This is a genomic window from Actinacidiphila rubida (assembly GCF_900110255.1).
GTDB lineage: Bacteria > Actinomycetota > Actinomycetes > Streptomycetales > Streptomycetaceae > Actinacidiphila > Actinacidiphila rubida.
On the sequence record NZ_FODD01000032.1, the window covers coordinates 12,853 to 37,946 of the forward strand.

20 protein-coding genes and 1 tRNA gene are annotated in these 25,094 nt (G+C 72.8%); 15 read left to right on the plus strand and 6 right to left on the minus strand.

The features are described from left to right. The first annotated feature begins 86 nt into the window (after nucleotides 1-86). From BMW99_RS27885 to BMW99_RS27930, 10 genes are all read left to right on the plus strand, one after another. A complete protein-coding gene (locus tag BMW99_RS27885) occupies nucleotides 87-1,352 on the plus strand; it encodes a cytochrome P450 family protein (protein WP_079176207.1) in 1,266 nt (421 codons plus the stop codon). Nucleotides 1,353-1,547: 195 nt separating this feature from the next. Then, nucleotides 1,548-2,675, plus strand: coding sequence for a transglycosylase family protein (locus BMW99_RS42945; protein ID WP_075017768.1), 1,128 nt, complete (start codon nucleotides 1,548-1,550; stop codon nucleotides 2,673-2,675). Between the two features lie 513 nt (nucleotides 2,676-3,188). Continuing rightward, on the plus strand, nucleotides 3,189-3,872 hold the full coding sequence (locus BMW99_RS27895; RefSeq protein ID WP_069467477.1) for a transglycosylase family protein: 684 nt from the start codon (nucleotides 3,189-3,191) through the stop codon (nucleotides 3,870-3,872). Between the two features lie 259 nt (nucleotides 3,873-4,131). Further along, nucleotides 4,132-5,412: a phosphopyruvate hydratase gene (gene eno, locus BMW99_RS27900; RefSeq protein ID WP_069461961.1), complete on the plus strand. Its 1,281-nt coding sequence runs from the start codon at nucleotides 4,132-4,134 to the stop codon at nucleotides 5,410-5,412. Nucleotides 5,413-5,529: 117 nt separating this feature from the next. Then, a complete protein-coding gene (locus BMW99_RS27905) occupies nucleotides 5,530-6,027 on the plus strand; it encodes an FtsB family cell division protein (protein WP_075017769.1) in 498 nt (165 codons plus the stop codon). Nucleotides 6,028-6,208: 181 nt separating this feature from the next. Then, nucleotides 6,209-6,769: a DUF501 domain-containing protein gene (locus BMW99_RS27910; protein WP_075017770.1), complete on the plus strand. Its 561-nt coding sequence runs from the start codon at nucleotides 6,209-6,211 to the stop codon at nucleotides 6,767-6,769. Continuing rightward, nucleotides 6,766-7,719: a Ppx/GppA phosphatase family protein gene (locus tag BMW99_RS27915; protein ID WP_069461964.1), complete on the plus strand. Its 954-nt coding sequence runs from the start codon at nucleotides 6,766-6,768 to the stop codon at nucleotides 7,717-7,719. Before BMW99_RS27910 ends, BMW99_RS27915 begins: the two co-directional genes overlap by 4 nt. A 372-nt stretch (nucleotides 7,720-8,091) precedes the next feature. Next, nucleotides 8,092-9,486, plus strand: coding sequence for an NAD(P)/FAD-dependent oxidoreductase (locus tag BMW99_RS27920; RefSeq protein ID WP_069461963.1), 1,395 nt, complete (start codon nucleotides 8,092-8,094; stop codon nucleotides 9,484-9,486). 257 nt (nucleotides 9,487-9,743) lie between these two features. After that, on the plus strand, nucleotides 9,744-11,123 hold the full coding sequence (locus BMW99_RS27925) for an SAM-dependent methyltransferase (protein WP_069461962.1): 1,380 nt from the start codon (nucleotides 9,744-9,746) through the stop codon (nucleotides 11,121-11,123). Between the two features lie 266 nt (nucleotides 11,124-11,389). Continuing rightward, a tRNA-Leu gene (locus BMW99_RS27930) sits at nucleotides 11,390-11,473 on the plus strand. 298 nt (nucleotides 11,474-11,771) lie between these two features. On the opposite strand, the gene BMW99_RS27935 is transcribed toward BMW99_RS27930, so the two are convergent. Next, nucleotides 11,772-12,641, minus strand: a complete 870-nt coding sequence (locus tag BMW99_RS27935) for a bifunctional DNA primase/polymerase (RefSeq protein ID WP_075017771.1) — start codon at nucleotides 12,639-12,641, stop codon at nucleotides 11,772-11,774. A 213-nt stretch (nucleotides 12,642-12,854) separates the two neighbouring features. Here BMW99_RS27935 and BMW99_RS27940 point away from each other — a divergent pair, with 213 nt between their 5' ends. Further along, entirely contained in the window at nucleotides 12,855-13,760 is a 906-nt protein-coding gene (locus tag BMW99_RS27940) for a Bax inhibitor-1/YccA family protein (RefSeq protein ID WP_069467229.1), read from the plus strand. Between the two features lie 199 nt (nucleotides 13,761-13,959). Here the strand turns inward: BMW99_RS27940 and BMW99_RS27945 are convergent, their stop codons facing one another. After that, nucleotides 13,960-14,193 (minus strand): DUF4287 domain-containing protein, encoded by a 234-nt coding sequence (locus BMW99_RS27945; RefSeq protein ID WP_069467228.1) that lies wholly within the window; start codon nucleotides 14,191-14,193, stop codon nucleotides 13,960-13,962. A 122-nt stretch (nucleotides 14,194-14,315) separates the two neighbouring features. Between BMW99_RS27945 and BMW99_RS27950 the strand changes: the two genes are divergently transcribed. Further along, a complete protein-coding gene (locus tag BMW99_RS27950) occupies nucleotides 14,316-14,639 on the plus strand; it encodes a hypothetical protein (protein WP_069467227.1) in 324 nt (107 codons plus the stop codon). 233 nt (nucleotides 14,640-14,872) lie between these two features. Here BMW99_RS27950 and BMW99_RS27955 read toward each other — a convergent pair whose 3' ends face one another. The 3 genes from BMW99_RS27955 to BMW99_RS27965 all read right to left on the minus strand — a co-directional run bounded on the left by BMW99_RS27955 (nucleotide 14,873) and on the right by BMW99_RS27965 (nucleotide 18,725). Continuing rightward, nucleotides 14,873-15,733, minus strand: a complete 861-nt coding sequence (locus BMW99_RS27955) for a hypothetical protein (protein WP_069467226.1) — start codon at nucleotides 15,731-15,733, stop codon at nucleotides 14,873-14,875. 505 nt (nucleotides 15,734-16,238) lie between these two features. Further along, the gene (locus BMW99_RS27960; protein WP_075017772.1) at nucleotides 16,239-17,459 is read right to left on the minus strand and encodes an acetyl-CoA C-acetyltransferase; all 1,221 of its coding nucleotides are present in this window, start codon (nucleotides 17,457-17,459) and stop codon (nucleotides 16,239-16,241) included. 171 nt (nucleotides 17,460-17,630) lie between these two features. Continuing rightward, nucleotides 17,631-18,725, minus strand: a complete 1,095-nt coding sequence (locus BMW99_RS27965; protein WP_075017773.1) for an SGNH/GDSL hydrolase family protein — start codon at nucleotides 18,723-18,725, stop codon at nucleotides 17,631-17,633. 159 nt (nucleotides 18,726-18,884) lie between these two features. On the opposite strand from BMW99_RS27965, the gene BMW99_RS27970 reads away from it, so the two are divergent. Then, a complete protein-coding gene (locus tag BMW99_RS27970; RefSeq protein ID WP_069466691.1) occupies nucleotides 18,885-20,273 on the plus strand; it encodes a cystathionine beta-synthase in 1,389 nt (462 codons plus the stop codon). 420 nt (nucleotides 20,274-20,693) lie between these two features. On the opposite strand, the gene BMW99_RS27975 is transcribed toward BMW99_RS27970, so the two are convergent. Beyond that, complete coding sequence (locus BMW99_RS27975; RefSeq protein WP_069466692.1) at nucleotides 20,694-21,113, minus strand: hypothetical protein; 420 nt, start codon at nucleotides 21,111-21,113, stop codon at nucleotides 20,694-20,696. A gap of 91 nt (nucleotides 21,114-21,204) precedes the next feature. Here BMW99_RS27975 and BMW99_RS27980 point away from each other — a divergent pair, with 91 nt between their 5' ends. Both BMW99_RS27980 and BMW99_RS27985 read left to right on the plus strand, forming a co-directional pair. Then, entirely contained in the window at nucleotides 21,205-22,554 is a 1,350-nt protein-coding gene (locus BMW99_RS27980; RefSeq protein WP_069466693.1) for an AMP-binding protein, read from the plus strand. A 180-nt stretch (nucleotides 22,555-22,734) separates the two neighbouring features. Next, on the plus strand, nucleotides 22,735-24,927 hold the full coding sequence (locus BMW99_RS27985) for an MMPL family transporter (protein WP_069466694.1): 2,193 nt from the start codon (nucleotides 22,735-22,737) through the stop codon (nucleotides 24,925-24,927). The last annotated feature ends 167 nt before the right edge of the window (nucleotides 24,928-25,094 follow it).

Sequence of the window (25,094 nt, forward strand, 5' to 3'; positions counted from 1 at the left end):
ACCCCGGCCCCGTCCCCCCACGCCCGTCCGGCCCCGCGCACCCTCCGGGCCCCGAGGGCCCGCGGGAGGGCGGCGTGCCCGGCGACATGCCCGAGCTGTTCTCGTGGGAGTTCGCCACCGACCCCTACCCCGCGTACGCGTGGCTGCGCGAGCACGCGCCGGTGCGGTGGACGCGGCTGCCGAGCGGTGTCGGCGCGTGGCTGGTGACCCGCTACGCCGACGCCCGCGAGGCGCTGGCCGACCCGCGGCTCAGCAAGAACCCGGTGCACCACGCGGACGAGGCCGGGGCGCGCGGGAAGACCGGCATCCCGGGGGAGCGCAGCGCGGACCTGATGACGCATCTGCTGAACATCGACCCGCCGGACCACACGCGCCTGCGCCGGCTGGTGTCCAAGGCGTTCACCCCGCGCCGCGTCGCGCAGTTCGCGCCGCGGGTGGGGGAGCTGACGGACCGCTTCATCGACGGCTTCGCGGAGCGGGGGGAGGCGGACCTGATCCACGAGTTCGCGTTCCCGCTGCCGATCTACGCCATCTGCGACTTGCTGGGCGTGCCGGCCGAGGACCAGGACGACTTCCGCGACTGGGCCGGGATGATGATCCGTCACGGCGGCGGCCCGCGCGGCGGCGTCGCCCGCTCGGTGAAGAAGATGCGCGCCTACCTGGTCGAGCTGATCCACCGCAAGCGCGGCGACCTGGGCGACGACCTCATCTCGGGCCTGATCCGGGCCAGTGACCACGGCGAGCACCTGACGGAGAACGAGGCCGCGGCGATGGCCTTCATCCTGCTGTTCGCGGGGTTCGAGACGACGGTCAACCTCATCGGCAACGGGATGCACACCCTGCTGCGGCACCCGGCGCAGCGGGCGGAACTGCAGCAGGCGCTGACCCGGGGTGACGAGGCCCTGCTGGAGAGCGCGGTCGAGGAACTGCTGCGGTTCGACGGCCCCGTGGAGCTGGCGACCTGGCGGTACGCGACCGAGGCGCTGGCCATCGGCGGGCAGTCCGTCGCCGCCGGGGAGCCGGTCCTGGTGGTGCTCGCGGCCGCCGACCGCGACCCGGACCGCTTCGGCGCGCCCGACACCGTGGACCTGGCGCGGCGCGACAACCAGCACCTGGGCTACGGGCACGGCATCCACTACTGCCTGGGCGCCCCGCTCGCCCGCCTGGAGGCCAGGACGGCGCTGGCCGCGCTGCTGACCCGGCTGCCGGATCTGCGCCTTGCCGCAGAACCGGACGAACTGCGCTGGCGCGGCGGGCTGATCATGCGCGGACTCCGCACCCTGCCCGTGGCCTTCACCCCGGAGCCCGCGGCCGCGTCCCGCAACGGAAGTGACGCTCCGTCACGCCCGTGATCGCGACGTGATACCCGCTACATCGACTTGTGATCCGTTGGCCAACACCGCTACGTTCTGCGGTCAGCGCGAGGCATCCACGGCTCGCGCCGCGCGCCGCCCCCACAGCGTCGGGCAGCCGCCGGGTGGCCGCACCGCCGCCCTCGCGGCGCAGGCCCGCGTCAGGCGCGTACAGCCCAACGAAAGGCGTACCGCATGCTCTCGTCCGGTAACGGCAGGCACCGACGCCCCCGGCCCACCTCGCCGGCCGTCGTGACCGTCGCGACGGCGGCCGCGACCGGTGCCGGGATCGCGATTCCGCTGCTCGGGGCGGCCACCGCCCAGGCCGCGGAAAGCAGCACCTGGGACCGGGTCGCGGTCTGCGAGACCGGCGGCCTGTGGAGTGCCGACACCGGCAACGGCTTCTTCGGCGGTCTGGCCATCTCGCAGGACACCTGGGACCAGCACGGCGGCGACCAGTACGCGTCGCGCCCCGACCTGGCCTCCCGCGCCCAGCAGATCACCGTGGCGGAGAAGATCCTCGCCGACCTCGGCCCCGGCGCGTGGCCCGGCTGCGACAAGAAAACCGGTCTGGCCAAGGACCACGGCACGCCCGACGTGGACCCGGGCGACTCCTCGTCCGGGCCGGTGATCCCCGGCATGCCGCTGCCCGCGATGCCGGGTGTGCCGCTGCCGACCGGCCTGCTGCCCGGCGACTCCGACACCCCGTCCGACACCGCGTCCGGCGCCCCCTCGGCGCCCACCGCCCCCACCGCGCCGGCCTCGCCGTCCACGGCCCCGGGGGACTCCGGCGGCTCCGGCGGGCAGGGCGGCTCCGACGGCCAGGGCGGCACGTGGTCCCCGACGGGAGCCCCCGGCGCGACCGGCTCCACCGGCGCCGGCGGCTCGAACACCGACCCCGGCGGGACCTTCGCGCCCCCGTCCGCGGCCACGCCCGCGGGGCCCTCCGACGGCGGCGCGCCGACCGCGAGCGCCCCGAGCGGGCGCCACGCCAAGCCGTACAGCCCCACCGACGAGGAGCTGGCCGCCGCCGACCGGGCGAGCCGCACCGAGCTGTACTCCAGCACCGGCAAGGACGCTTCGGACGTTTCCGGCAGTTCGGACTCCACCGCATCGGCTACCCCGGGTAACGCCAACAAGGCCGACAAGTCCGGCACTTCGGGTGTGAGCAGGTACACGGTCGACCTCGGCGACACGCTCTCGTCGATCGCCACCGGGCACCACGTCGACGGTGGATGGCGCGCGCTCTACGACGCGAACCACCACCTGATCGGCGACGACCCGAACCTCATCAAACCCGGACAGATCCTCAACATCGGCTGAGAACAAGGGTCATGGCGGCCGGAAGACAAAAACGGACGAACTGCCGTGCGGTGATCATTCCGCATGTGACAAGGGTCTCGCCGGCCGCTGTGACCGCCCGCTCGCAGAGCGCTGAGATCCACCCCTCCGACCTGCGGTTTACCCCACCCGCCGAACAGGCGGCCGCAGTTGGCGCCCGAAATCGGATTGTTTGAACAAGCCGGGGGGGTGTGCTTACCGTCTTCTCGCTCGCCACAGCGAGCCCCGCCGGAGCGGAACGCCGAGTCCTGCCGCCGGCCGACGGGAACAGTCGACGCGAGAGCGCCGTAGGCAGGAGCGGGGGACCCAAAGTCTTCCGCCGGACCGGCAGACGTACGCCGCGCAGCACCGGACAGCAACCCGCTGCGCGGAGGAGTACGACGCCGGCTCCGGCTCGGGGTGAAGCCGAACAACGCCGCCTGCTCGCGGCCCGGCCGGGCAACTCACGCCCGAACCCGACAGCTGACCTCGCAGGCGTCGGTGAGGACTAACACCATGGGTAAGCACCGTCGTCCCTCGAACAAGACGCTCGTGCGTCTCGCCTCCGTCGCCGGCGTCGCCGGCGTCGCGATCGCCGCGCCGCTGATCGGCGCGACCTCCTCCTCCGCCGCTTCGGTCGCCACCTGGGACGCGGTCGCCCAGTGCGAGTCCGGCGGCAACTGGAGCATCAACACCGGCAACGGCTACTACGGCGGTCTGCAGTTCTCGCAGTCCAGCTGGGCGGCCGCCGGCGGCCTGCAGTACGCGCAGCGCGCCGACCTGGCCACCAAGGACCAGCAGATAGCCGTCGCGGAGAAGCTGCTCGCCCTGCAGGGCCCGTCCGCCTGGTCCTGCGCCTCGGCCGGCGGCCTGACCGCGGGCGGCCCGTCCCCCGACATCAACCCCGGCGGTTCGTCGAGCTCCTCCAGCTCCACCGGCTCGACCTCCACCCAGGCCAGCTCCAGCTCCTCCAGCAGCTCCAGCACCGCGTCGTCGTCCCACGCGGCGACCTCGTGGAAGAAGAGCGGCACCTGGTCCAAGGGCCACGGCAGCTACGTCGTCCGCCACGGCGACACCCTGTCCAAGATCGCCACGGCGCACCACGTGTCCGGCGGCTGGCACAAGCTGTTCGAGCTGAACAAGGACACCGTCAAGGACGCGAACCTGATCTACCCGGGTCAGCACCTCAAGCTCGCCTGAATCACCCCCAGGTGATCGCGGCCAGCGGATCACCGGCCGGCCGCGCGGCGACGGCGCCCGCACCCATCGGCGGCCCCGCCCCGGACACGCAGTCCCCCTGCGGCGTGCCCGGGGCGGGGTCGCCGTCGTCGCGGTGGGCCGTCCGGGCGGTCGACTTCCGTCTCAGGGGACGGGCCGACCGCCGATCCAGGGGTCCGGGGCGGTTAGGCTCGTCCCGAAAAAAAGCGAGAAGACATCTCAGCTCTCTGAAGGAGACCACGTGCCGTCCATCGACGTCGTCGTAGCCCGGGAAATCCTCGACTCGCGAGGCAACCCCACCGTCGAGGTCGAGGTCGGCCTCGACGACGGCAGCACCGGCCGTGCGGCCGTTCCGTCCGGCGCCTCCACCGGCGCCTTCGAGGCCCTCGAACTCCGTGACGGCGACAAGAACCGCTACCAGGGCAAGGGCGTCGAGAAGGCCGTCCTCGCGGTCATCGAGCAGATCGGGCCGGAGCTCGTCGGCTACGACGCCACCGAGCAGCGCCTGATCGACCAGGCGATGTTCGACCTGGACGCCACCCCGGACAAGTCCTCGCTCGGCGCCAACGCCATCCTGGGCGTCTCGCTGGCCGTCGCGCACGCCGCCTCCGAGGCGTCCGACCTGCCGCTCTTCCGCTACCTGGGCGGCCCGAACGCGCACGTCCTGCCGGTCCCGATGATGAACATCCTCAACGGCGGCTCGCACGCGGACTCCAACGTCGACATCCAGGAGTTCATGATCGCGCCGATCGGCGCCGAGTCGTTCTCCGAGGCCGTCCGCTGGGGCGCCGAGGTCTACCACACCCTCAAGGGCGTGCTGAAGTCCCGCGGCCTGGGCACCGGCCTGGGCGACGAGGGCGGCTTCGCCCCGAACCTCGGCTCCAACCGCGAGGCACTCGACCTCATCCTGGAGGCCATCAAGCTGGCCGGCTACACCCCGGGCCAGGACGTCGCGCTCGCGCTGGACGTGGCCGCCTCCGAGTTCTACAAGGACGGCGCCTACGAGTTCGAGGGCAAGAAGCGCAGCGCGGCCGAGATGACCGAGTACTACGCGGAGCTGGTGGACGCGTACCCGCTGGTCTCCATCGAGGACCCGCTGTTCGAGGACGACTGGGACGGCTGGAAGACCATCACGGACAAGCTGGGCGCGAAGGTCCAGCTGGTCGGCGACGACCTGTTCGTCACCAACCCCGAGCGGCTGCAGAAGGGCATCGACAACGACACCGCCAACGCGCTGCTGGTGAAGGTGAACCAGATCGGCTCGCTCACCGAGACGCTGGACGCCGTCGAGCTGGCCCAGCGCAACGGCTACAAGTGCATGATGTCGCACCGCTCCGGCGAGACCGAGGACGTCACCATCGCCGACCTGGCCGTCGCGGTGAACTGCGGCCAGATCAAGACCGGCGCCCCGGCCCGTTCCGAGCGCGTCGCGAAGTACAACCAGCTGCTGCGCATCGAGGAGATCCTCGACGACGCCGCGGTGTACGCCGGCCGCAGCGCGTTCCCCCGCTTCAAGGGCTGACCCGGGCGCGGCACATGCCGCTCCGCGCGCCGCTGTCCCGCCGCTCCGTACGTCCCCGCACCCGGTCCCGTACCGTGGGCGGGGACGTGCGCGTGACGGCGACGAGGGGAGTGACTCGTGGGGGCGGACCGGTTCTCCACCGCGGCCCGGCTGAAGGCCATCGGGCAGGAGGCCCAGGCCCGGGTCTACCGGGCCGCGGCCAGGCGCCCGGTACGGCGCAACAAGCTGACCGGACGGGCCGCCCTGCTCGCCCTGGTGCTCTGCTCCCTGGTCGTGGCCCTGGCCTACCCGATGCGGCAGTACGTCGCCCAGCGCTCCGACATCGCCGACCAGCGCCGCCAGGCGCGGGAGGCGGAGAAGAAGGTCGAGCAGCTGCGCCAGGAGAAGGCCCGCTGGCAGGACCCGGACTACGTCCGCGCCCAGGCCCGCGAGCACCTGCACTACGTGATGCCGGGGGAGACCGGCTACCAGGTCGCGGGCGGGCCGGCGCCCACCGGCGACGCGGTGGCCGAGCACCGCGCCACGGCCGAGGCCGCCGCGCACCGCCCGTGGTACGACAACCTGTGGAACGGCGTGGACCGGGCCGACGCGGCCGCCGCCCCCCGCTCGCACTGACCCCGCCCCGACCCCGCGCGCACCGATCCGGCCACCCGCGTCCCGACCCCGACCCCGCGCGCACCGATCCGGCCACCCGCGTCCCGACCCCGACCCCGCGCGTCGCCCCGAACCGGCGGACGGCGCCCGCGCCCCGCGAACGACATGCCTCCCGCCGAGGCAGAAGGCTCCAGAACCTCTCATGAACAGCTCCGAGGACCGCTTCCCGCCCCCGCCGCCCGCCCCGACGCCGCCGAGCGCCGCGGACATCGAGGCCGTGCACGCCCAGTTGGGCCGTCCGCCGCGCGGGCTGCGCGGCGTCGCGCACCGCTGCCCCTGCGGCAACCCCGACGTGGTCGAGACCCAGCCGCGGCTGGAGGACGGCACGCCCTTCCCGACGCTGTACTACCTGACGTGCCCGCGCGCGGCCTCCGCGATCGGCACGCTGGAGGCGGACGGCGTGATGAAGCGGATGACGGCCCAGCTCGCCGAGGACCCCGAACTGGCCGCCGGCTACCGGGCCGCGCACGAGGACTACCTCGCGCGGCGCGACGCCGTCGAGGTGCTCGAGGGCTTCCCGAGCGCGGGCGGCATGCCCGACCGGGTCAAGTGCCTGCACGTGCTCGCCGGCCACGCGCTGGCCGCGGGACGCGGCGTCAACCCGCTGGGCGACGAGACGCTCGACCTGCTGCCCGACTGGTGGGCCAAGGGGCCGTGCGTGACCCCGCAGACCCCCGGCACGTCCCCCGAGGAGCCCGCGTGACCACCCGTGTCGCCGCCGTCGACTGCGGCACCAACTCCATCCGGCTGCTCGTCGCCGACCTCGACCCCGTGACCGGCGCGCTGGACGAGCTGGACCGCAGGATGAGGATCGTGCGGCTCGGCCAGGGCGTGGACCGCACCGGGCGGCTGGCGCCCGAGGCGCTGGAGCGCACCTTCGCGGCGTGCCGCGAGTACGCGGAGGTGATCCGGGAGCACGGCGTGCCCGCCGACCGGATCCGCTTCGTGGCCACCTCCGCGTCCCGCGACGCGGAGAACCGGGACGCGTTCGTGCGCGGGGTCGTCGGCATCCTCGGCGTCGAGCCCGAGGTGATCAGCGGCGACCAGGAGGCGGAGTTCTCCTTCACCGGCGCCACCCGCGAACTCACCGGCGAGCACGGCATGCAGACGCCGTATCTGGTGGTCGACATCGGCGGCGGCTCCACCGAGTTCGTGCTCGGCGACGGTCAGGTGAGCGCGGCCCGCTCGGTGGACGTCGGCTGCGTGCGGATGACCGAGCGGCACCTCGTGCACGACGGGGAGGTGACCGACCCGCCGACGCCCGCGCAGATCGCGGCGATGACCGCCGACGTCGACGCGGCACTGGACGAGGCGGCCCGCGCGGTGCCGCTGGAGCGGGCCCGCACGCTGGTCGGGCTGGCCGGCTCGGTGACCACCGTGGCCGCCCTCGCGCTGGACCTGCCGGAGTACGACTCCGCGGCCATCCACCACTCCCGCGTGTCGCTGGAGCAGGTGCGGCGGATCAGCGGCGAGCTGCTGACCGCCACCCACGCCGAGCGCGCCGCGCACCGCGTCATCCACGAGGGCCGGGTCGACGTCATCGCCGCGGGAGCCCTCGTCCTGCTGCGCGTCATGGAGCGCACGGGGGCGAAGGACGTGGTCGTCAGCGAGCACGACATCCTCGACGGAATCGCCTGGAGTGTGCTCAGCTGAGGGTGCGACGCGCCTGGTGAGCGGGTTGCGGGGGGTCCGCGGGGTGTCCGGATCGTGGTCCGGCGACAACCTTTGTGAAACTCTTCACATGAAGTTCCCGGGAGATGGCCCGACTTTCCAAGGCGTGCGGCGCCAAATCCCCTGGAATCCCTGGTGTGTCGAGGATTCCCGGGGGTGTCGCGCCGCACGGTCTCAGCCGCCCGTGAACCGATCCACGCTGCTCAGCGCCATGTATAAACGGCGGGGGACCGCTGCGGCCCCAGGGGCGGCTTCCGCCCCAGGTCATGAAGTCGCGCAGTGTAGCACAGGGTGTTGCAGACCTTGTGAAGGGGCTCACGAGGTCCCCCCTCCACCGTGCTGGATACTCAAAGCATGAGCACCACGGAGCGTCCACGGATCCTCGTTGTAGGCGGCGGTTACGTCGGCCTGTACGCGGCGCGCCGCATCATGAAGAAGATGCGGTACGGCGAGGCGACCGTCACGGTCGTCGACCCGCGCTCGTACATGACGTACCAGCCCTTCCTTCCCGAAACCGCAGCAGGCAGCATCTCCCCGCGGCATGTCGTCGTCCCGCTGCGACGCGTGCTTCCCGGGGCGGAGGTGCTCACCGGGCGGGTCACCACCATCGACCAGGACCGCAAGGTCGCCTCGGTCGAGCCGCTCGTCGGCGAGTCCTACGAGCTGCCCTTCGACTACCTGGTGATCGCGCTCGGCGCGGTCTCCCGGACCTTCCCGATCCCCGGCCTGGCCGAGAACGGCATCGGGATGAAGGGTGTCGAGGAGGCCATCGGCCTGCGCAACCACGTCCTGGAGCAGCTGGACAAGGCCGACTCCACCAACGACGAGGAGATCCGCCGCAAGGCGCTCACCTTCGTCTTCGTCGGCGGCGGGTTCGCCGGCGCGGAGACGATCGGCGAGGTCGAGGACATGGCCCGCGACGCCGCCGCGTACTACCCGAACGTCAAGCGCGAGGACATGCGCTTCATCCTCGTCGACGCCGCGGACAAGATCCTCCCCGAGGTCGGCCCGCAGCTCGGCAAGTGGGGGCTGGAGCACCTGCAGGAGCGCGGCATCGAGGTCTACCTCAGCACGTCGATGACGTCGTGCGTCGACAAGCACGTGGTGCTCGCCAACGGGCTCGAGGTCGACGCCTCCACCATCGTGTGGACCGCCGGCGTGAAGCCCAACCCGGCGCTGGCCCACTTCGGCCTGCCGCTCGGCCCGCGCGGTCACGTGGACACCGCGGCCACCCTCCAGGTGCAGGGCACCGACTACATCTGGGCCGCCGGCGACAACGCCCAGATCCCCGACCTCGCGGTCGGCGAGGGCGCCTGGTGCCCGCCGAACGCGCAGCACGCGCTCCGTCAGGCCAAGGTGCTCGGCGACAACGTGGTGTCCGGCATGCGCGGCTTCCCGCAGGCCGAGTACAAGCACGCCAACAAGGGCGCCGTCGCGGGCCTGGGCCTGCACAAGGGCGTCGCGATGATCGTCGTCGGCAAGACGAAGATCAAGCTCAAGGGCCGCCTCGCCTGGTACATGCACCGTGGCTACCACGGCCTCGCGGTCCCGACCTGGAACCGCAAGATCCGGGTCTTCGCCGACTGGACGCTGGGGATGTTCCTCAAGCGCGAGGTCGTCTCCCTCGGCGCGATCGAGAACCCCCGCGAGGAGTTCTACGAGGCCGCGCGGCCGCCGATCCCGGCCCAGCCGTCCGCCAAGGCCGTCCCGGCTCCGTCCGCTCCGGCGGAGAAGGCCGCCGCGTCCTGACGCGGGGCAGCAGCACAGCCCACTGAACCGAAGGGCGCCCGCCATCCGTGGTGCGGGCGCCCTTCGGCGTGTCCGGGGGCGGGCCGCGGCGGGTGCGCGGAAGGTGCGCGGAATAGGCCGGACGGGCCATGCGACCAGCCGTTTCCGCCCCCGCGTCCCCGGCCGGGCGCGCCGGCCTGGAGCCTTCTGGGTCAACTGGGTGTATCCGCAAGGTAGATATACGGGTCAAGGGCGAATTCCGGTCGTACGCTCGAAGCATGGCTGACGCGGCTCATCGCATCGTGGAACTCGCCGAACACGCTCTCTCGACCCCGTTCCCGCTGCGCGTTCGCGCGTGGGACGGCAGCGAGGCCGGGCCCACCGGCGCACCCGTCCTGGTCCTCGCGCAGCGCAAGGCGCTGCGCCGCGTGCTGTGGCGGCCGGGAGAACTCGGCCTGGCCCGCGCCTGGGTGGCCGGCGAGCTCGACATCGAGGGCGACCTGTACGAGGCGCTCGACCGGCTGGCCGGACTCCTGTGGGAGCGGCCGGAACCCGGCGCCTCCCGCGGCCCGGCCGAGGTCGTCCGCAACGCCGCGGCCGCGCTGCGCGACCCGGTGACCTACCGGATGGCCCGCAGCGCGCTGGCCCTGACGGGGCCGGGGCTGCCGCCGGCGCCGCCACCGGAGGAGGCCCGGCGCAGGACGGGCCCCGTCCACACCAAGCGGCGCGACAGGGCGGCCATCTCCCACCACTACGACGTGGGCAACGACTTCTACGCGATGGTCCTCGGCCCTTCGATGGTGTACTCCTGCGCGGTGTGGCCGGATGTGGCGGTACCCGCCGCCGCGTCCGGAGCCGGGGCGGGCCCCGCCGCCGAGGGTGGGGGCGCCGCCACCCTGGAGGACGCGCAGCGCGCCAAGCTGGACCTGGTGTGCCGCAAGCTGCAGCTCCGGCCCGGCCTGCGGCTGCTGGACGTCGGCTGCGGCTGGGGCTCGATGGTGCTGCACGCGGCCGAGCACTACGGGGTGCGGGCCACCGGCATCACCCTGTCGGGCGAGCAGGCCGGCTACGCCCGCAAGCGCGTCGCCGACGCCGGGCTCACCGACCGGATCGACATCCGGGTGCAGGACTACCGCGACGTCAAGGACGGGCCGTTCGACGCGATCTCGTCGATCGGCATGGCCGAACACGTCGGCAGCGAGGGCTACCTGGAGTACGCCCGCACCCTGTACGCGCTGGTGCGCCCCGGCGGGCGGCTGCTCAACCACCAGATCGCCCGCCGTCCGCTCGTCGACGAGGCCGGTTACCACGTCGACGAGTTCATCGACCGGTACGTCTTCCCGGACGGGGAGCTGTCGCCGGTCGGGACGACCGTCGCCCGCCTGGAAGAGGCCGGTTTCGAGGTGCGCGACGTGGAGGCGCTGCGTGAGCACTACGCGCGCACGCTGCGCGCCTGGGTGGCGAACCTGGAGGACCACTGGACGGCGGCCGCGGCCGCGACGTCCGAGGGCCGGGCCCGGGTGTGGCGGCTCTACATGGCGGCGTCGGCGGTGTCGTTCCAGCGGAACCGGATCGGCGTGAATCAGGTCCTCGCCGTGCGGACCGGCGACGAGGGCGACGCGGGGATGCCGGCCACCCGTACGGAGTGGCTCTCCTAGCCCGAGTCCCGCGGCCGGCGGGGGTAAAACCCCCTCCGGCCGGGGATAACGTTGCCCCCACGGTGGGTCGGCGTCCGGTCGCGGAGAGCGAAATCACGTCACTTGTACGTAAGGGCTGTTACTGCTGTGAACTGCGCTGTGGTGCGGTGGGACCGGTCTCTTGCACCTGACGTCGAGTCAGTAACGCCTAAAATCAGACAACATGGCAACCTGGGCGTCCTGTTCGTGACGCCCGACACAGATACGCTTTCACTTGCGCCCCGCCGGCCCGGATGGTGGAACGCAGACACGGCGAGCTTAAACCTCGCTGCCCCCACGTGGGCGTGCCGGTTCAAGTCCGGCTCCGGGCACAGGGCTCGTTCGCAGGCTTGACGGGGGAAGCGGCCGGAACCCGGCCGTCCGGCTGGGGCGTTCGGCGCACCGTGGGGATCACGGTGCGCCCCATTCATGGGTGGCCCGCTCACGAAGCCGCTGTATTCCGGACTCCCGCCGACTCCCGCCGACTTCCCTCACCCCCGCTGACTCCTGCCGGTCCCGCCGGTCTCGCGGGTTCGGCGACGGGCCCCACGCCCGCACGATCCTCCGCCGCCGGAACGCACACCGGGGTGCGGCCCCGTGCGCCGCACCCCGGTGTGGTGATCCGCGCCGTCAGGGCTCCACCGCGGCCCGCAGACGGCCGGCCGAGGCCACGGTCGCGGCGGCCTCGCGCTCGCTGAGGCCGGTGTGGACGGCCGCGGTCACCAGCGCGGGCGCGAGCGCGTCACCGAACCCGGCGTCGTACGCGCGGCACGCGGCCCAGAACAGGCGCCCGTTGCGCTCGCCCGCGCGGGAGTCCAGCACGAAGCGCACCAGGGCGGCGGCCCGCTTCTCCGCGGGGTGCCGCGGGTGGTCCTGCTCGTCCGTGCGCGGGGGTGCCGGGGGCGGGGCGGCGAGGTGGAGCAGGGCCGGCGGGGCCTCGGCCAGCGGATTGCCCGCGCTGCCCGGTGCCAGGTGGTAGTGGCCGGCGACGGTGCGCGAACCCGGGCCGACGACGTAGCCGCCGGCCCCGCGTATGTCGATGCCAGGAGCCAGCCGGCCCGCCGAGTTGGGCACCGGGCCCGGTGCGGTGAACCACAGGTGGCGGCCGCCGCTCGGGGTCACCACCGTCACCGTCGGCGGGACGTCGAAGCCGTGGGACGCGGCCAGCGCGCGCAGCGCGCCGACTCCGTCGGTGCCGTGCTTGACGTCCAGGTCGACACCGACGAGGTGCAGCGGCGCCTGGCCGCACGCGATGCCGTAGCCGGTCGCCCAGGGGGCGACCGCGAACAGCGCGCGGATCCGGGCCGGATCCGACGTCGCGTCGTGCACGCCGTGCCCGGGGCGGCCGCACTCGCCGCGGCACGCGGTCGCCCGCAGCTCGTCGCGGTGCGGGGAGCGGACGGCGGGGAGTTTGCTGCGGGACAGGGGGATGACCGGCAGGCCGCGCGCCGCGGTGATCAGCGCCGCGTGCAGCGCGCGCGTGTGGTCGGGGCGTGGCATGGCCTGCTCCCTGATGTTCGAACGCGTGTTCGTCTCCACTCCTCAGTGATACCCCGCCCGGCGGCAGGAGTCCACCGGATAGCCCGCGAACCGCTGAAAGGGGTGACTGCGGGTCGGGTCAGGGGGAAGATCCTCCTCCAGGCGTACGCATGACTTTTTGCCAAGCCATTACTCTTGAGGAACTGTCGCATCACGCGGCCATGGAGGAGTGAGATGAGGAGCAGCAACCCGGTCTTCTCCCGGCGGGGCTTCACCCGCGGGAACGAGTACGCCGGATTCGGCACGGGTGCCCAGCAGGGCGGCGACCCTTACGCGCAGTACAGCGGTGGCAACCCGTACGCCCAGCAAGGCGCCGGCGCCCCCTACCAGCAGGCCGGGCGCAACCCGTACGACCAGCAGCAGCCCATGACTCCCCAGCAGATGGAGGAGGCGTACGCGGGCCCGTCCGCGGGACCCGCCGAGACGGGCCGGATGACGATCGACGACGTCGTCATGCGGACCGGGATCACCCTGGGCACGGTCGTGGTGGGTGTCGTCCTCGGCTGGTTCGCCCTCGGCGACCACGTCGGCATCGCGTACGGCGCCGCCCTCGTGGCGTTCGTGCTGGCCATCATCCAGTCCTTCAAGCGCACCCCGTCACCCGCGCTGATCGTGGGGTACGCCATCTTCGAGGGCGTGTTCCTCGGCGTCCTCAGCCGTGCCTACAACGAGGCGTGGCAGGGCGCGCCGGTGCAGGCGGTGCTCGGCACCATGGCGGTGTTCGCCGGCATGCTCATCGCCTACCGGGCCAGGATCATCCGCGTCACCGCCCGCTACCAGCGGATCGGCATGGCGATCGCCATCGGCTTCATGTTCGCCCTGGTGGTCAACCTGCTGTTCGCGGCGTTCGGCGCCGGCAACGGACTGGGTCTGGCGACCGGTGGTCTCGGCATCGTCTTCTGCCTGCTCGGCATCGGGCTCGGCGCGTTCTTCCTGTCGCTGGACTTCAAGCAGATCGAGGACGGCATCCGCTACGGCGCCCCGCGCAACGAGTCGTGGCTGGCCGCGTTCGGCCTGACGCTGTCGCTGGTGTGGATCTACCTCGAACTGCTGCGCCTGATCGCGATCCTGCGCGACTGACGCGCGTCCGGGCGCGAGCGCCCGCGTCGCACCGGCCCCGGGCACGGACCGCGGGCACGGACCGCAGGGCAGCCGAACGGGCCGCCGGGAAGCAGGACTTCCCGGCGGCCCGTCGCTGTCGGCTGCGGGCGGAGGAGAAAGGGGCGGGGCCGAACGGCCCGGCGCTGAAGGAGGGTTGCGGGCGGCCCGGCGACAGGGCCTAGAGGAGGTTGCGCGCGGCCCGGCGCAGGTCGTACTCGTGAACGAGGGCCTTGGCGTGCCCGTACGAGAGGTCGTGCTCGCTGCGCAGCCAGCTGACCTTGTCGTCGAAGCGGAAGAACGAGGGGCCGTCGGCGAGGGCGCGCAGCCACTCGTTGACGTCGCGGCCCGTGCATTGGGGAATGCGGTCGAGCAGGTTCCGGTGGGTTTCCTCGGAGAAGTGCGTTTGGGACATCGGCGCCTCCGGTATGTGGTCCGGTCACCCCACCGTGCCCGAATGGTCGGTTGTTGGCAACCATCCCGCGCCAGCGGAAAGAGGCGCGGGCCGCCTCCGCGCGCCCCGGTAGGGTCGCGGGTATGCCGGAACGCGCCGCTGTGCACACCGCCGTCGAACGCCTCGCCGGGCGCCTGCGCTCGCTGCCGCAGCGCCGTCTGCAGGCGGGGGCGGCGGCCGAGGGCCTCGAACTCGCCCGCTGGCTGGCCCGGGAGGCGCAGCTGCTGGAGTTCCCCGGACGCGAACCGTACGAGATCCCGGACGACGGCCTTTTCGTGGTCGGCGACCAACTGGCGGTCGCGGGCAACGAGTTGCTCAGGGCCTCGGCGAACGACCCGGCCCGGGCCGAGGCGGTGCTGACCGAGGCGCTGGAGCGGATGGCTCGCACCGCGAAGGCCGTCGGCTGACGGACGCGGCGGCGCCGGACGCGCGCGAAGGGCCCGGAAAGGGCCCGCGCGTGGCGGCAGGCCGGGCGGGGATCGCCCGGGAAGGGCCCAACGGCGGCCGTGTGCCGCCCGGTACGGCCCTGGCCACCCCGGCCCGGCCCGGATGGGTCAGGACGCGGCCGGCGGGCCCCCGAAGGCCGTCGGAGCGCCGCGGTGCCGGTCGGATCCGGTACCGACGCGGCCGCGGGCGCGGCTCAGAGCGAGGCCACGACCCGGTCGGCGAGGACGTACACGCTCTCCTCGCCGTAGGCGAACGTGAGCGCGTACGCGCCCGCTATCGCCGAACCGCCGCGCAGCACCGGGACTTCGCCGCGGTTGAGCGCCTGCGACAGCTGCAGCGCGGTCTCGCGGTGGCCCGGGGTCATGCACAGCGTGGTGCCGTCCGCGAACACGTACACGTCGAGCGTGCCGAGCGGGCCCGGCCGCACGTCGGCGAGCGGGATGCGCGCGTCGGCGAGGTCCGAGAGGCGCTCCGCGGTCTGGTCGCGCGAGGCGACCACCGGGGACGGCGCGAAGTCGGGACCCGACGGGTGCGGGATCATGCCCGGCACGGGCAGCGTGGCCTCGGACGCCTCCGGCTCGAAGACGTCGGGGAGGGGGTCGCCGCCGGGCTCGAACCCGGCGAAGTCCGCCTGCCGCGGCAGGTAGGGGAGGACGGGCGGGACCTCGTAGTCCGCGGCGTAGTCCGGCACGCCGGACGGGTCCGCGGCGTCCGGGAGGTCCGCGGCCGCCGCGGACGCGCCGGCCCCACCCGGGGCGCCGAAGAGACCGCCGCGGAAGAGACCGGTGTCGCCGGCCGTCTCGCGGGCCTCCTGCTCGGCCCAGAAGGCCCGGGCCTCGGCGAGCTCGCGCTCGCGCTCGTCGGCGAGGGCCCCGGCCACGGCGGCCCGGATGTCGACGCCGGCGTCGCGCGGGGCGGGCACCTGGAGGGCGGCGAGATCCCGGCGCAGAGCGGCCAGCTCACGGCGCACGGCACGGGTGGAGAGCAGGGCGGCGGAACCCGCGGCCACGGCGAGACCCGCGGCCACCAGCAGGACGGTGAAGTTGGCACTCACTGACGTACTCCCGACTGATGCGACCCGAGCAATGCCCACCACAGTGGCGGGCGAAACTTCCCCCACACCTCACTTTGCCGGTAAACCCCTGGCCTTCGCAGTGCGGAACGTCATCAATTGGACAGGTTTGCGGCCCCGAGTCACCCCGAACTCCGCTGCCTGACCTGCGCAAACGGGACGCCCCCAGGAAAAATCACATCCCGGGGGCGATTTCGTTGCGACTTATGTCACACCGCGTGCTCCTTGTCATCAGGCAATGACGGTGCGTCGCATCCTGCGCAATTCACGGTCGGCAGGTGCGACTCAGCTCAACCGCGCTGTTCTTGTGGTCGCGTTTCGCTTCGCCTCCGCGGTCGGCAGGTGCCGTCCTCGTGCCTCGGGCGGCCCCTACCGTCCGCTGCGACTCAGCTCAACCGCGCTGTTCTTGTGGTCGCGTTTCGCTTCGCCTCCGCGGTCGGCAGGTGCCGTCCTCGTGCCTCGGGCGGCCCCTACCGTCCGCTGCGACTCAGCTCAGCCGCTCCAGCACCATCGCCATGCCCTGGCCGCCGCCCACGCACATCGTCTCCAGGCCGAACTGCTTGTCGTGGAACTGGAGGCTGTTGATGAGGGTGCCGGTGATGCGCGCGCCGGTCATGCCGAAGGGGTGGCCGACGGCGATCGCGCCGCCGTTGACGTTGAGGCGGTCCAGGTCGATGCCGAGGTCGCGGTAGGAGGGGATGACCTGGGCGGCGAACGCCTCGTTGACCTCGACGAGGTCGATGTCGCCGATGGACATGCCGGCCCGCCGCAGCGCCTGGTGGGACGCCTCGACCGGGCCGTAGCCCATGATCTCGGGCGACAGCCCGGAGACGCCGGTGGAGACGACCCGCGCCAGCGGCGTGACGCCCAGCTCGCGCGCCTTGGTGTCGGACATGATCACGAGTGCGGCCGCGCCGTCGTTGAGAGGACAGCAGTTGCCCGCCGTGACGGTGCCGTCGGGGCGGAACACCGGCTTCAGGCCGGCCACGCCCTCCAGGGTGACGCCCGCGCGCGGCCCGTCGTCCTTCGAGACGACCGTGCCGTCCGGCAGCGTCACCGGGGTGATCTCGCGCTCCCAGAAGCCGTTGGCCAGCGCGGCCTCGGCCAGGTTCTGCGAGCGGACGCCGAACGCGTCCTGGTCCTCGCGCGTGATGCTCTTGAGCGCCGCCAGGTTCTCCGCGGTCTGGCCCATCGCGATGTACGCGTCGGGCACCAGGCCGTCCTCGCGCGGGTCGTGCCACTCCCCGCCGCCCTCCTCGGCGCGCTTGAGGGTGCGCGCCCGGGCGTCGTCGAACACCGGGTTCATCGTGTCCGGGAGGCTGTCGGAGTTGCCCTTGGTGAAGCGGGACACCATCTCGACACCGGCCGAGACGAAGACGTCGCCCTCGCCGGCCTTGATCGCGTGCAGCGCCATCCGCGTGGTCTGCAGCGACGAGGAGCAGTAGCGGGTGACCGTGCAGCCGGGCAGGTGGTCCATGCCCATCTGCACGGCCACGATGCGGCCCAGGTTGAAGCCCTGCTCGCCGCCGGGCAGGCCGCAGCCGAGCATCAGGTCGTCGATGTCCCGCGGGTCCAGCTGCGGCACCTTGGCGAGTGCGGTCTGGATGATCGTGGCGGCCAGGTCGTCCGGGCGCAGCTCCTTGAGCGAGCCCTTGAAGGCCCGTCCGATGGGTGAACGGGCGGCTGAGACGATGACGGCTTCGGGCATCGCGGCACTCCTCGGCGGCTGCGGGGCGGACGGCTCGGGGCGTCCGTGGACGGAAGGTGACGGAAGGTCGGTCGGGCAGACCCCCAGGGAAGTTACCCGCAGGTATCGCAGCGAGTCATCAGACCGCCGCTGTGATGCGGACTACTTTCTGAGCGCTTGCTTACCGCGATGCTACGCCGACCGGTGGGCGGCGTCCCCGGTGGTGCCCCCGGCGCCCCCGGCGTCCGCCCCCGACGGGCCGCCGGCCGCGTCCTCCCCGGCCCGCTCCTCGGTCGCCGCGTCGTCCAGCGGCCGCCGGCGGCGCCGCTTGAGCAGCGCCCAGCGCCCGCGCGGGCCGGTGCCGGCGGCGGCCGGCGTGACCTCCGTACCGCCTTCGGACGCGGCCGCCACGGCCGCCTTGGCGACCGGCAGGAAGCCCTCGCCGCGCCGGGCGTCGGGCTGCTCGTCGGCTTCCGGCCACAGGCCCAGGCTGGCGCACAGCGTCGGCAGCACCGCCATCGCGGCGGTGGCGTACCCCTCGGCGGAGGGGTGGAAGTTGTCCGGGCCGAACAGTTCCCGGGGCCGCGCCTCGAACTCCGGGCCCAGCAGGTCGCCCAGCGAGACCGTCCGGCCGCCGAGCCCGACCACCGCGATGGTCTGCGCGGCCGCCAGCTGCCGGCTCGCCCGCCGGGCCAGCCAGCGCAGCGGCTGGTAGACCGGCTCGACGGACCCCAGATCAGGGCACGTGCCGACCACCACCTGGGCGCCGGCGTCCCGGAGCCTGCGCACCGCGTCCGACAGCAGCCGCACCGAGGCGGCCAGTGGGACGCGGCGCGTCACGTCGTTGGCGCCGATCATGATGACCACCACGTCGGGCGGGGGGATCGAGGAGTCCAGCAGCAGGGACACCTGGCGCTGCAGGTCGTCGGACTTCGCGCCGGGCAGGGCCACGTTCACCAGCCGCACCGGCCGCTCGGCGACCGCGGCGAGCCCCGAGGCGAGCAGCGCCCCCGGCGTCTCCCGGGCGCGCCGCACCCCCTGCCCCGCGGCCGTGGAGTCGCCCAGGAAACCGAGCCGCAGCGGCGGCTCGTCGGTGCGGTGCGCGAACGCCGAACCGTACCTGCCGTCCGCCCGCGGCGGGACGTCGCCCGAGCCGCCGACCAGCCGCTTGGCCAGCCGGACCTCGGTCAGCAGCAGCCCCGCGGCCGCGCCGCCGATCAGGCCGATGCTGCCGCCGCCGTACGCGGCGGCGGTCGCGATCCGCCGTGCCACCCTCGCCCTCGACATCGACCAGCCGCCTTCCCTGTGCTCGGGCCGTCACACCAAGTGGTGCCCCGCGGAGCCCCGTCCCCAACGTCAACGCGCACCGGGCCGCCGACGTTTCGTGCGGGGGGCCGACCGCACCAATAGGCTGGCCGCACCATCACGGAGAACCCGGAGACAACGGTGCAGTTTCACGACTCGATGATCAGCCTCGTCGGCAACACCCCGCTGGTGAGGCTCCACAGCGTGACCGAGGGCATCCAGGCGACCGTCCTGGCCAAGGTCGAGTACTTCAACCCCGGCGGTTCGGTGAAGGACCGCATCGCGCTGCGCATGATCGAGGCCGCGGAACGCAGCGGCGAGCTCAAGCCGGGCGGCACCATCGTGGAGCCGACCTCGGGCAACACGGGCGTGGGCCTGGCCATGGTCGCCCAGACCAAGGGCTACCACTGCATCTTCGTCTGCCCGGACAAGGTGTCCATGGACAAGATCAACGTCCTGCGCGCGTACGGCGCCGAGGTCGTGGTCTGCCCGACGGCCGTCGACCCCGAGCACCCGGACTCGTACTACAACGTCTCGGACCGCCTGGTGCGGGAGACGCCCAACGCCTGGAAGCCCGACCAGTACAGCAACCCGAACAACCCGCTGTCGCACTACCACTCCACCGGTCCCGAGCTGTGGGAGCAGACGGACGGGAGGATCACCCACTTCGTGGCGGGCGTCGGCACCGGCGGCACCATCTCCGGCACCGGCCGCTACCTCAAGGAGGCCAGCGGCGGCCGGGTGCAGGTGGTCGGCGCGGACCCCGAGGGCTCCGTGTACAGCGGCGGCTCCGGGCGCCCCTACCTGGTCGAGGGCGTCGGCGAGGACTTCTGGCCGACCGCCTACGACCGTGACGTGGCCGACGAGATCGTGGCGGTCTCCGACAAGGACTCGTTCCAGATGACCCGCCGCCTGGCCCGGGAGGAGGGACTGCTCGTCGGCGGCTCGTGCGGCATGGCCGTGGTGGCCGCGCTGAAGGTCGCCGAGCGGCTCGGCCCCGACGACGTGGTGGTCGTGCTGCTGCCCGACAGCGGCCGCGGCTACCTGTCGAAGATCTTCAGCGACGAGTGGATGAGCTCGCACGGCTTCCTCGACGAGGGCGAGGGCGAGGCCCGCGTCGCCGACGTGCTCGCCAACAAGCAGGGCGCCATCCCCAACCTGGTGCACATGCACCCGGACGAGACGGTCGGCCAGGCCATCGAGGTGCTGCGCGAGTACGGCGTGTCGCAGATGCCGGTGGTCAAGCCGGGCGCCGGGCACCCGGACGTGATGGCCGCCGAGGTCGTCGGCTCGGTCGTCGAGCGCGACCTGCTGCACGCGCTGTTCACCAAGAGCGCCACCCTCGAGGACGCGCTGGACAAGCACATGTGCAAGCCGCTGCCGCAGGTCGGCTCGGGCGAGCGGGTGGGCGACCTGATGGGCGTGCTGGAGAACGCGGACGCCGCGGTCGTGCTGGTCGAGGGCAAGCCGACCGGGGTGGTCAGCCGCCAGGACCTGCTGGCCTTCCTGGCCGGTCACGGCGCCGCATGAACCGGACGTCCGAGCCCGGCGCCCAGCCGGTCGTCGCGGCCGGACGAGGGTTCGTGGAAGTGGTACACCCACGACACGTCCGCGCAGCACGCGCTTAACACGCGTCCGGCACATTAGGTGATGTCGCACCGGGCGGCCGCGGGGAACGGAACGAGACCCCCGCGGGGCACCCGGCCGGGGCGGCACACCGACGGCACCAGGGTTTCCGGAGCGGCTCCCGGATCCATGGTGCGGACGCGCACGGCCTGTCCCTGACTGGGCCCGCGTCCCCGCGGGAACCGCCGTCGTCCCGCCCTCCGAGCTCGTCTCGGGGGTGCGGCGGTTCCCGCCATAACTCTTTCCCGGGTGTCACTTCTCCTCGCGGGCGTCCGGCCACCCCGGTGACGGCTGAACCCGGCGGCGCACGACGCCGTACGGCGGCTACGACCAGTCGTCCTTGTCCTGTTTGGCCTGCGGGCCGAAGATCGAGCCCAGGCTCTGGGCGACGTTGACCCCGACGATGCCCGCCCAGGTGATGAACAGGCCGCCCGGGCCCGCCTGGGTGGCGCCGATCGCCGACAGCGGGATCGCCAGGACCAGCGTGATGCCCGCGAAGCCGTACCGGGCGAACCGGGGCCCGGGCCGCGGCGGCCCGATCGGCCGGCGGTCCGCGCGGGCGAACGAGGTCTGCTGCTGGGCGAGTTCACGGCGTACGCGCTGTTCGACGTGGCTGTCGACGCGCTTGGCCATCTTCTCCATGAACGAGTCGACCAGCTCCGACTCGTACTCCGCCCCGAGGTCCTTGCGTGCCTGCAAGGTGGCGGAGAGTTCCTTGTTCAGTTCCGGGTCGCGGGCGTCCATGGACCCACCGTAGGGAGTGGGGGGTGTGGGCCACACTGGGGTTAGCCCCCGATTTCCCTCGGGGGTCCGCCGTTCTTGAGGAGGATTCGCGATGGCCCCTGCCCCGGTTGTCCCGGTGCTCACCGCTCTCCAGGGCGGCGCGGACGGACGCGACCGCGAGGACGCCGTCACCGTCGACGGGCGGTCCTGCGGGTACGAGGAGCTGCTGGGGGCGGCGGGCGCGGTGGCCCGCAGGGCCGCCGGCACCAAGGCGTTCGCCGTCGAGGCGTCGGCCTCCCTGGAGACGGTGGCCGCCGCGGTGGGGGCGCTGCTCGCGGGCGTGCCCCTGGTCCCGGTCCCGCCGGACGCCGGTCCCGCGGAACGCGACCACATCCTCCACGACTCGGGCGCCGAACTGCTGCCGGTGGACTTCCGCGAGCGCGCGGACTTCTCCGGCGAGCCCGCCGGGCGGGCCGCGCTGATCCTCTACACCTCCGGGACGACCGGCCCGCCCAAGGGTGTGGTGATCGGCCGGGACGCCGTCGCCGCCTGCCTCGACGGGCTGGCCGCGGCCTGGGCGTGGACGGCCGAGGACACGCTGGTGCACGGGCTGCCGCTGTTCCACGTCCACGGCCTGGTGCTGGGCGTCCTCGGCGCGCTGCGCACCGGCAGCCGCCTGGTGCACACCGGCCGTCCGGCGCCCGCGGCCTACGCGGCGGCCGGCGGCAGCCTCTACTTCGGCGTGCCGACGGTCTGGCACCGGGTCGCGCGTGACGAACCGTCGGCCCGGGCGCTGTCCGGGGCACGGCTGCTGGTGTCGGGCAGTGCGGCGCTGCCCGCCCCGGTCTTCCACGACCTGGCGGCGCTGACCGGGCACGAGCCGGTGGAGCGCTACGGCATGACGGAGTCGCTGATCACGGTCAGCGCGCGGGCGTCGGGGCCGCGGCGGCCCGGTGCGGTGGGCACGCCGCTGCCCGGCGTCACCACCCGGATCGCGGAGTCCGCCGACGGTATCGGCGAACTGCAGCTCCAGGGGCCGACGCTGTTCGACGGCTACCTGGGCCGCCCGGACGCCACCGCGGCCGCGTACACGCCCGACGGCTGGTTCCGCACCGGTGACATCGCCTCCGTCGACGAGGACGGCACGCACCGGATCGTCGGCCGGGCCTCCACGGACCTGATCAAGTCCGGCGGCTACCGGATCGGCGCGGGCGAGGTGGAGAACGCCCTGCTCGCCCATCCGGCGGTGCGCGAGGCGGCGGTGGTCGGCGCGCCGCACCCCGACCTCGGGCAGGAGATCGTCGCCTATGTGGTGGCCGACGGCGTCGGGGAGCGCGAGCTGACCGACTTCGTCGCCGCGCACCTGTCCGCGCACAAGCGGCCGAGGAAGGTGCGTTTCCTCTCCGCGCTGCCGCGCAACGCCATGGGCAAGCCGCAAAAGCGTTTGCTTCCGCCCGTCTGACCGGGATAGGCGTAGACCCCGTAGGGAAGCCCCGAGCTTGCTCCTTGCCGGTCGGCAAGTAGGCTCGTGCCGCTACAACCGAACCCCATTACCGGACGGCGATCGCCGTCCGGGTCGCCGATACCCGGGAACCGCTCCGAAGGGTGGCGGTGATACGTCCTGCCATGGAGGCAGCACCGCATGTTCCACCGCATCGGACGCACCGTCGTCCGCCATCCCGTATGGACGCTCGTGGCGTGGGTGATCGCCGCCGTCGCGATCATCGCCACCGCCCCGAGCCTTCCGTCCAACAGTGACGAGAGCAGCTTCCTGCCGAGCAGCTACGAGTCGATCAAGGCGATGAACGTCCAGGAGAAGGCGTTCCCGCAGGCGTTCACGCCGGCCGCGATCGTGCTCTTCGAGCGCACCGACGGCAAGCCGCTGACGAGCGCCGACCAGGCGGACGCCTCGCGCATCACCACCGGCCTCGGCGACAAGAAGATCGACCAGGTCCAGACGGTCGTCGAGGGCTCCGTGTCCAAGGACGGCAGGTACGAGACCGCGCTGGTCCAGATGGACAAGAAGTCCGCGGGCCAGCCCAAGCAGGCCGACGCCGCCAAGGCGCTGCGCGCCGACTCGACGCAACTGGCCAAGGGCACGGCCCTGAAGGTGCAGGTCGGCGGTCAGGCCGCGCAGAACCTCGACCAGCAGGACGCCGGCAAGACGTCCGACGCGGTCGCGCTGCTCGGCTCGCTGCTGATCATCATCGTGACCCTGTCGATCATCTTCAGGTCCCCACTGGTCGCGGTGATGCCGCTGATCCTGCTGGTCGGCGTGGTCTTCACGGTCGCCAACGCGCTGATCGCCGACGCCACCAAGATCTTCGGACTCCAGGCCAACAGCTCGATCTCGGCGCTGCTGATCGTGGTGGTGCTGGGCGTCGGAACGGACTACTTCCTGTTCCTGATGTTCCGCTACCGCGAACGCCTGCGGGCCGGTGACGAACCCAAGCAGGCGATGATCAACGCGGTCACCCGGGTCGGCGAGGCGATCGCCTCGGCGGCCGGCGCGGTCATCATCGCCTTCTGCGCGCTGGCGCTGTCCACGCTCGGCTTCCTCACCCAGCTCGGCCCGGCCCTGGCGATCCTGGTCGCGGTCACCCTCATCGCGGGCCTGACGCTGTTCCCGGCGATCTGCTCGCTCATCCCGCCGCGGGCGCTGTTCTGGCCCGGCAAGAAGTGGCGCGACGAGCCCAAGGGCACCCGGTACGCGTCCGTCGGCCGGCTGCTGGGGCGCAAGCCCGCCCTGGTCGCCGTCCTGTCCGGCGCGGTCATGCTGGTGCTGGCCCTCGGCACCTTCGGCTACAAGGCGTCCTACGACCTGGCCTCCGGCTCCATCCCCAAGACCAAGGAGTCGATGGTCGTCCAGGACACGCTGACCAAGGCGTTCTCCGCGGGCGCCGCCGAACCGACGAACGTCTACCTCACCAGCAAGGACAGCAAGCCGCTCGCCGGTGACCTGGGCGCCTTCGCGCAGAAGCTGCGCGGCGTGGACGGCGTCTCCAGCGTCGCCTTCGACCAGGCGAAGGACGTCAACAAGGCGGGCACCACCGCCAACTACACGGTGACGCTGAAGTACGAGGCGGCCACCGACCAGGCCATCGCCACGGTCGGCGACGTGCGCACGGTCGCGCACGAGAACGCGCCGCCCGGGACCGAGGCCCTGGTCGGCGGCTCGTCCTCGATCTTCAAGGACATCAACGCGGCCGTGAACCACGACTACCGCACGGTCTTCCCGGTCGCCGCGGTGCTGATCATGGTGATCCTGGGCCTGCTGCTGCGCAGCGTGGTCGCGCCCTGGTACCTCATCGCGTCCGTGGGCCTCGGCTTCGGCGCGACGCTCGGCACCACGGTGTGGATCTTCGGCCGCGGCGACGGCCTGATCTTCCTGCTGCCGATCATCATGTACCTGTTCGTGGTGGCGATCGGAACGGACTACAACATCCTGATGATCGCCCGGCTCAGGGAGGAGGCCCGCGAGGGCCGCAACCCCCGCGAGGCCGCCAGCGAGGCCCTCAAGCACGCCGGGCCGACGATCGGCGCGGCCGGCTTCATCCTGGCCGCGACCTTCGGCACGCTGATGCTCTCGGGCAACGACTTCCTGACCGAGATGGGCTTCGCCGTCGCGTTCGGCATCGTGATCGCCGCGTTCGTGATGGCGATGTTCTTCACGCCGGCCCTCACCGCCCTCATCGGGCACGCGGCGTGGTGGCCGGGCCACGCGGACCGGGCCGCGAGCCTGCCGCAGGGCGAAGCGCCGGGCGGCTCCGGCGGCCAGGGCGACGGCGGCCCGCGGGACCCGCGGGATCTGGAGCTGGACTCCCGGCAGGGCTGATCAGGACGCTGATCCGGAGGGTTCGATCCAGAGGGGTCGATCCGGACGGGCTGAGTCCGCGGGCGGCTTTCCGCGGAGTTGTCCACAGGGGCCGGGCAGGTGTGGATCACCTGCCCGGCCCTTTCGGCTACCCTGGCCGGAACGCGAGCGGTAGCACAGAGTGACGG

Bases quoted from the DNA above. Each gene is read 5' to 3' on its own strand.
- BMW99_RS27910 (WP_075017770.1), top strand. From the start codon at position 6,209: ATGAACAGCTCCGAGGACCGCTTCCCGCCCCCGCCGCCCGCCCCGACG.
- BMW99_RS27945 (WP_069467228.1), bottom strand. From the start codon at position 14,193: ATGTCCCAAACGCACTTCTCCGAGGAAACCCACCGGAACCTGCTCGAC.
- BMW99_RS27935 (WP_075017771.1), bottom strand. From the start codon at position 12,641: ATGCCACGCCCCGACCACACGCGCGCGCTGCACGCGGCGCTGATCACC.
- BMW99_RS27925 (WP_069461962.1), top strand. From the start codon at position 9,744: ATGGCTGACGCGGCTCATCGCATCGTGGAACTCGCCGAACACGCTCTC.
- BMW99_RS27980 (WP_069466693.1), top strand. From the start codon at position 21,205: ATGGCCCCTGCCCCGGTTGTCCCGGTGCTCACCGCTCTCCAGGGCGGC.
- BMW99_RS27965 (WP_075017773.1), bottom strand. From the start codon at position 18,725: ATGTCGAGGGCGAGGGTGGCACGGCGGATCGCGACCGCCGCCGCGTAC.
- BMW99_RS27940 (WP_069467229.1), top strand. From the start codon at position 12,855: ATGAGGAGCAGCAACCCGGTCTTCTCCCGGCGGGGCTTCACCCGCGGG.
- BMW99_RS27895 (WP_069467477.1), top strand. From the start codon at position 3,189: ATGGGTAAGCACCGTCGTCCCTCGAACAAGACGCTCGTGCGTCTCGCC.
- BMW99_RS27950 (WP_069467227.1), top strand. From the start codon at position 14,316: ATGCCGGAACGCGCCGCTGTGCACACCGCCGTCGAACGCCTCGCCGGG.
- BMW99_RS27985 (WP_069466694.1), top strand. From the start codon at position 22,735: ATGTTCCACCGCATCGGACGCACCGTCGTCCGCCATCCCGTATGGACG.
- BMW99_RS27975 (WP_069466692.1), bottom strand. From the start codon at position 21,113: ATGGACGCCCGCGACCCGGAACTGAACAAGGAACTCTCCGCCACCTTG.
- BMW99_RS27920 (WP_069461963.1), top strand. From the start codon at position 8,092: ATGAGCACCACGGAGCGTCCACGGATCCTCGTTGTAGGCGGCGGTTAC.
- BMW99_RS27885 (WP_079176207.1), top strand. From the start codon at position 87: ATGCCCGAGCTGTTCTCGTGGGAGTTCGCCACCGACCCCTACCCCGCG.
- BMW99_RS27960 (WP_075017772.1), bottom strand. From the start codon at position 17,459: ATGCCCGAAGCCGTCATCGTCTCAGCCGCCCGTTCACCCATCGGACGG.
- BMW99_RS42945 (WP_075017768.1), top strand. From the start codon at position 1,548: ATGCTCTCGTCCGGTAACGGCAGGCACCGACGCCCCCGGCCCACCTCG.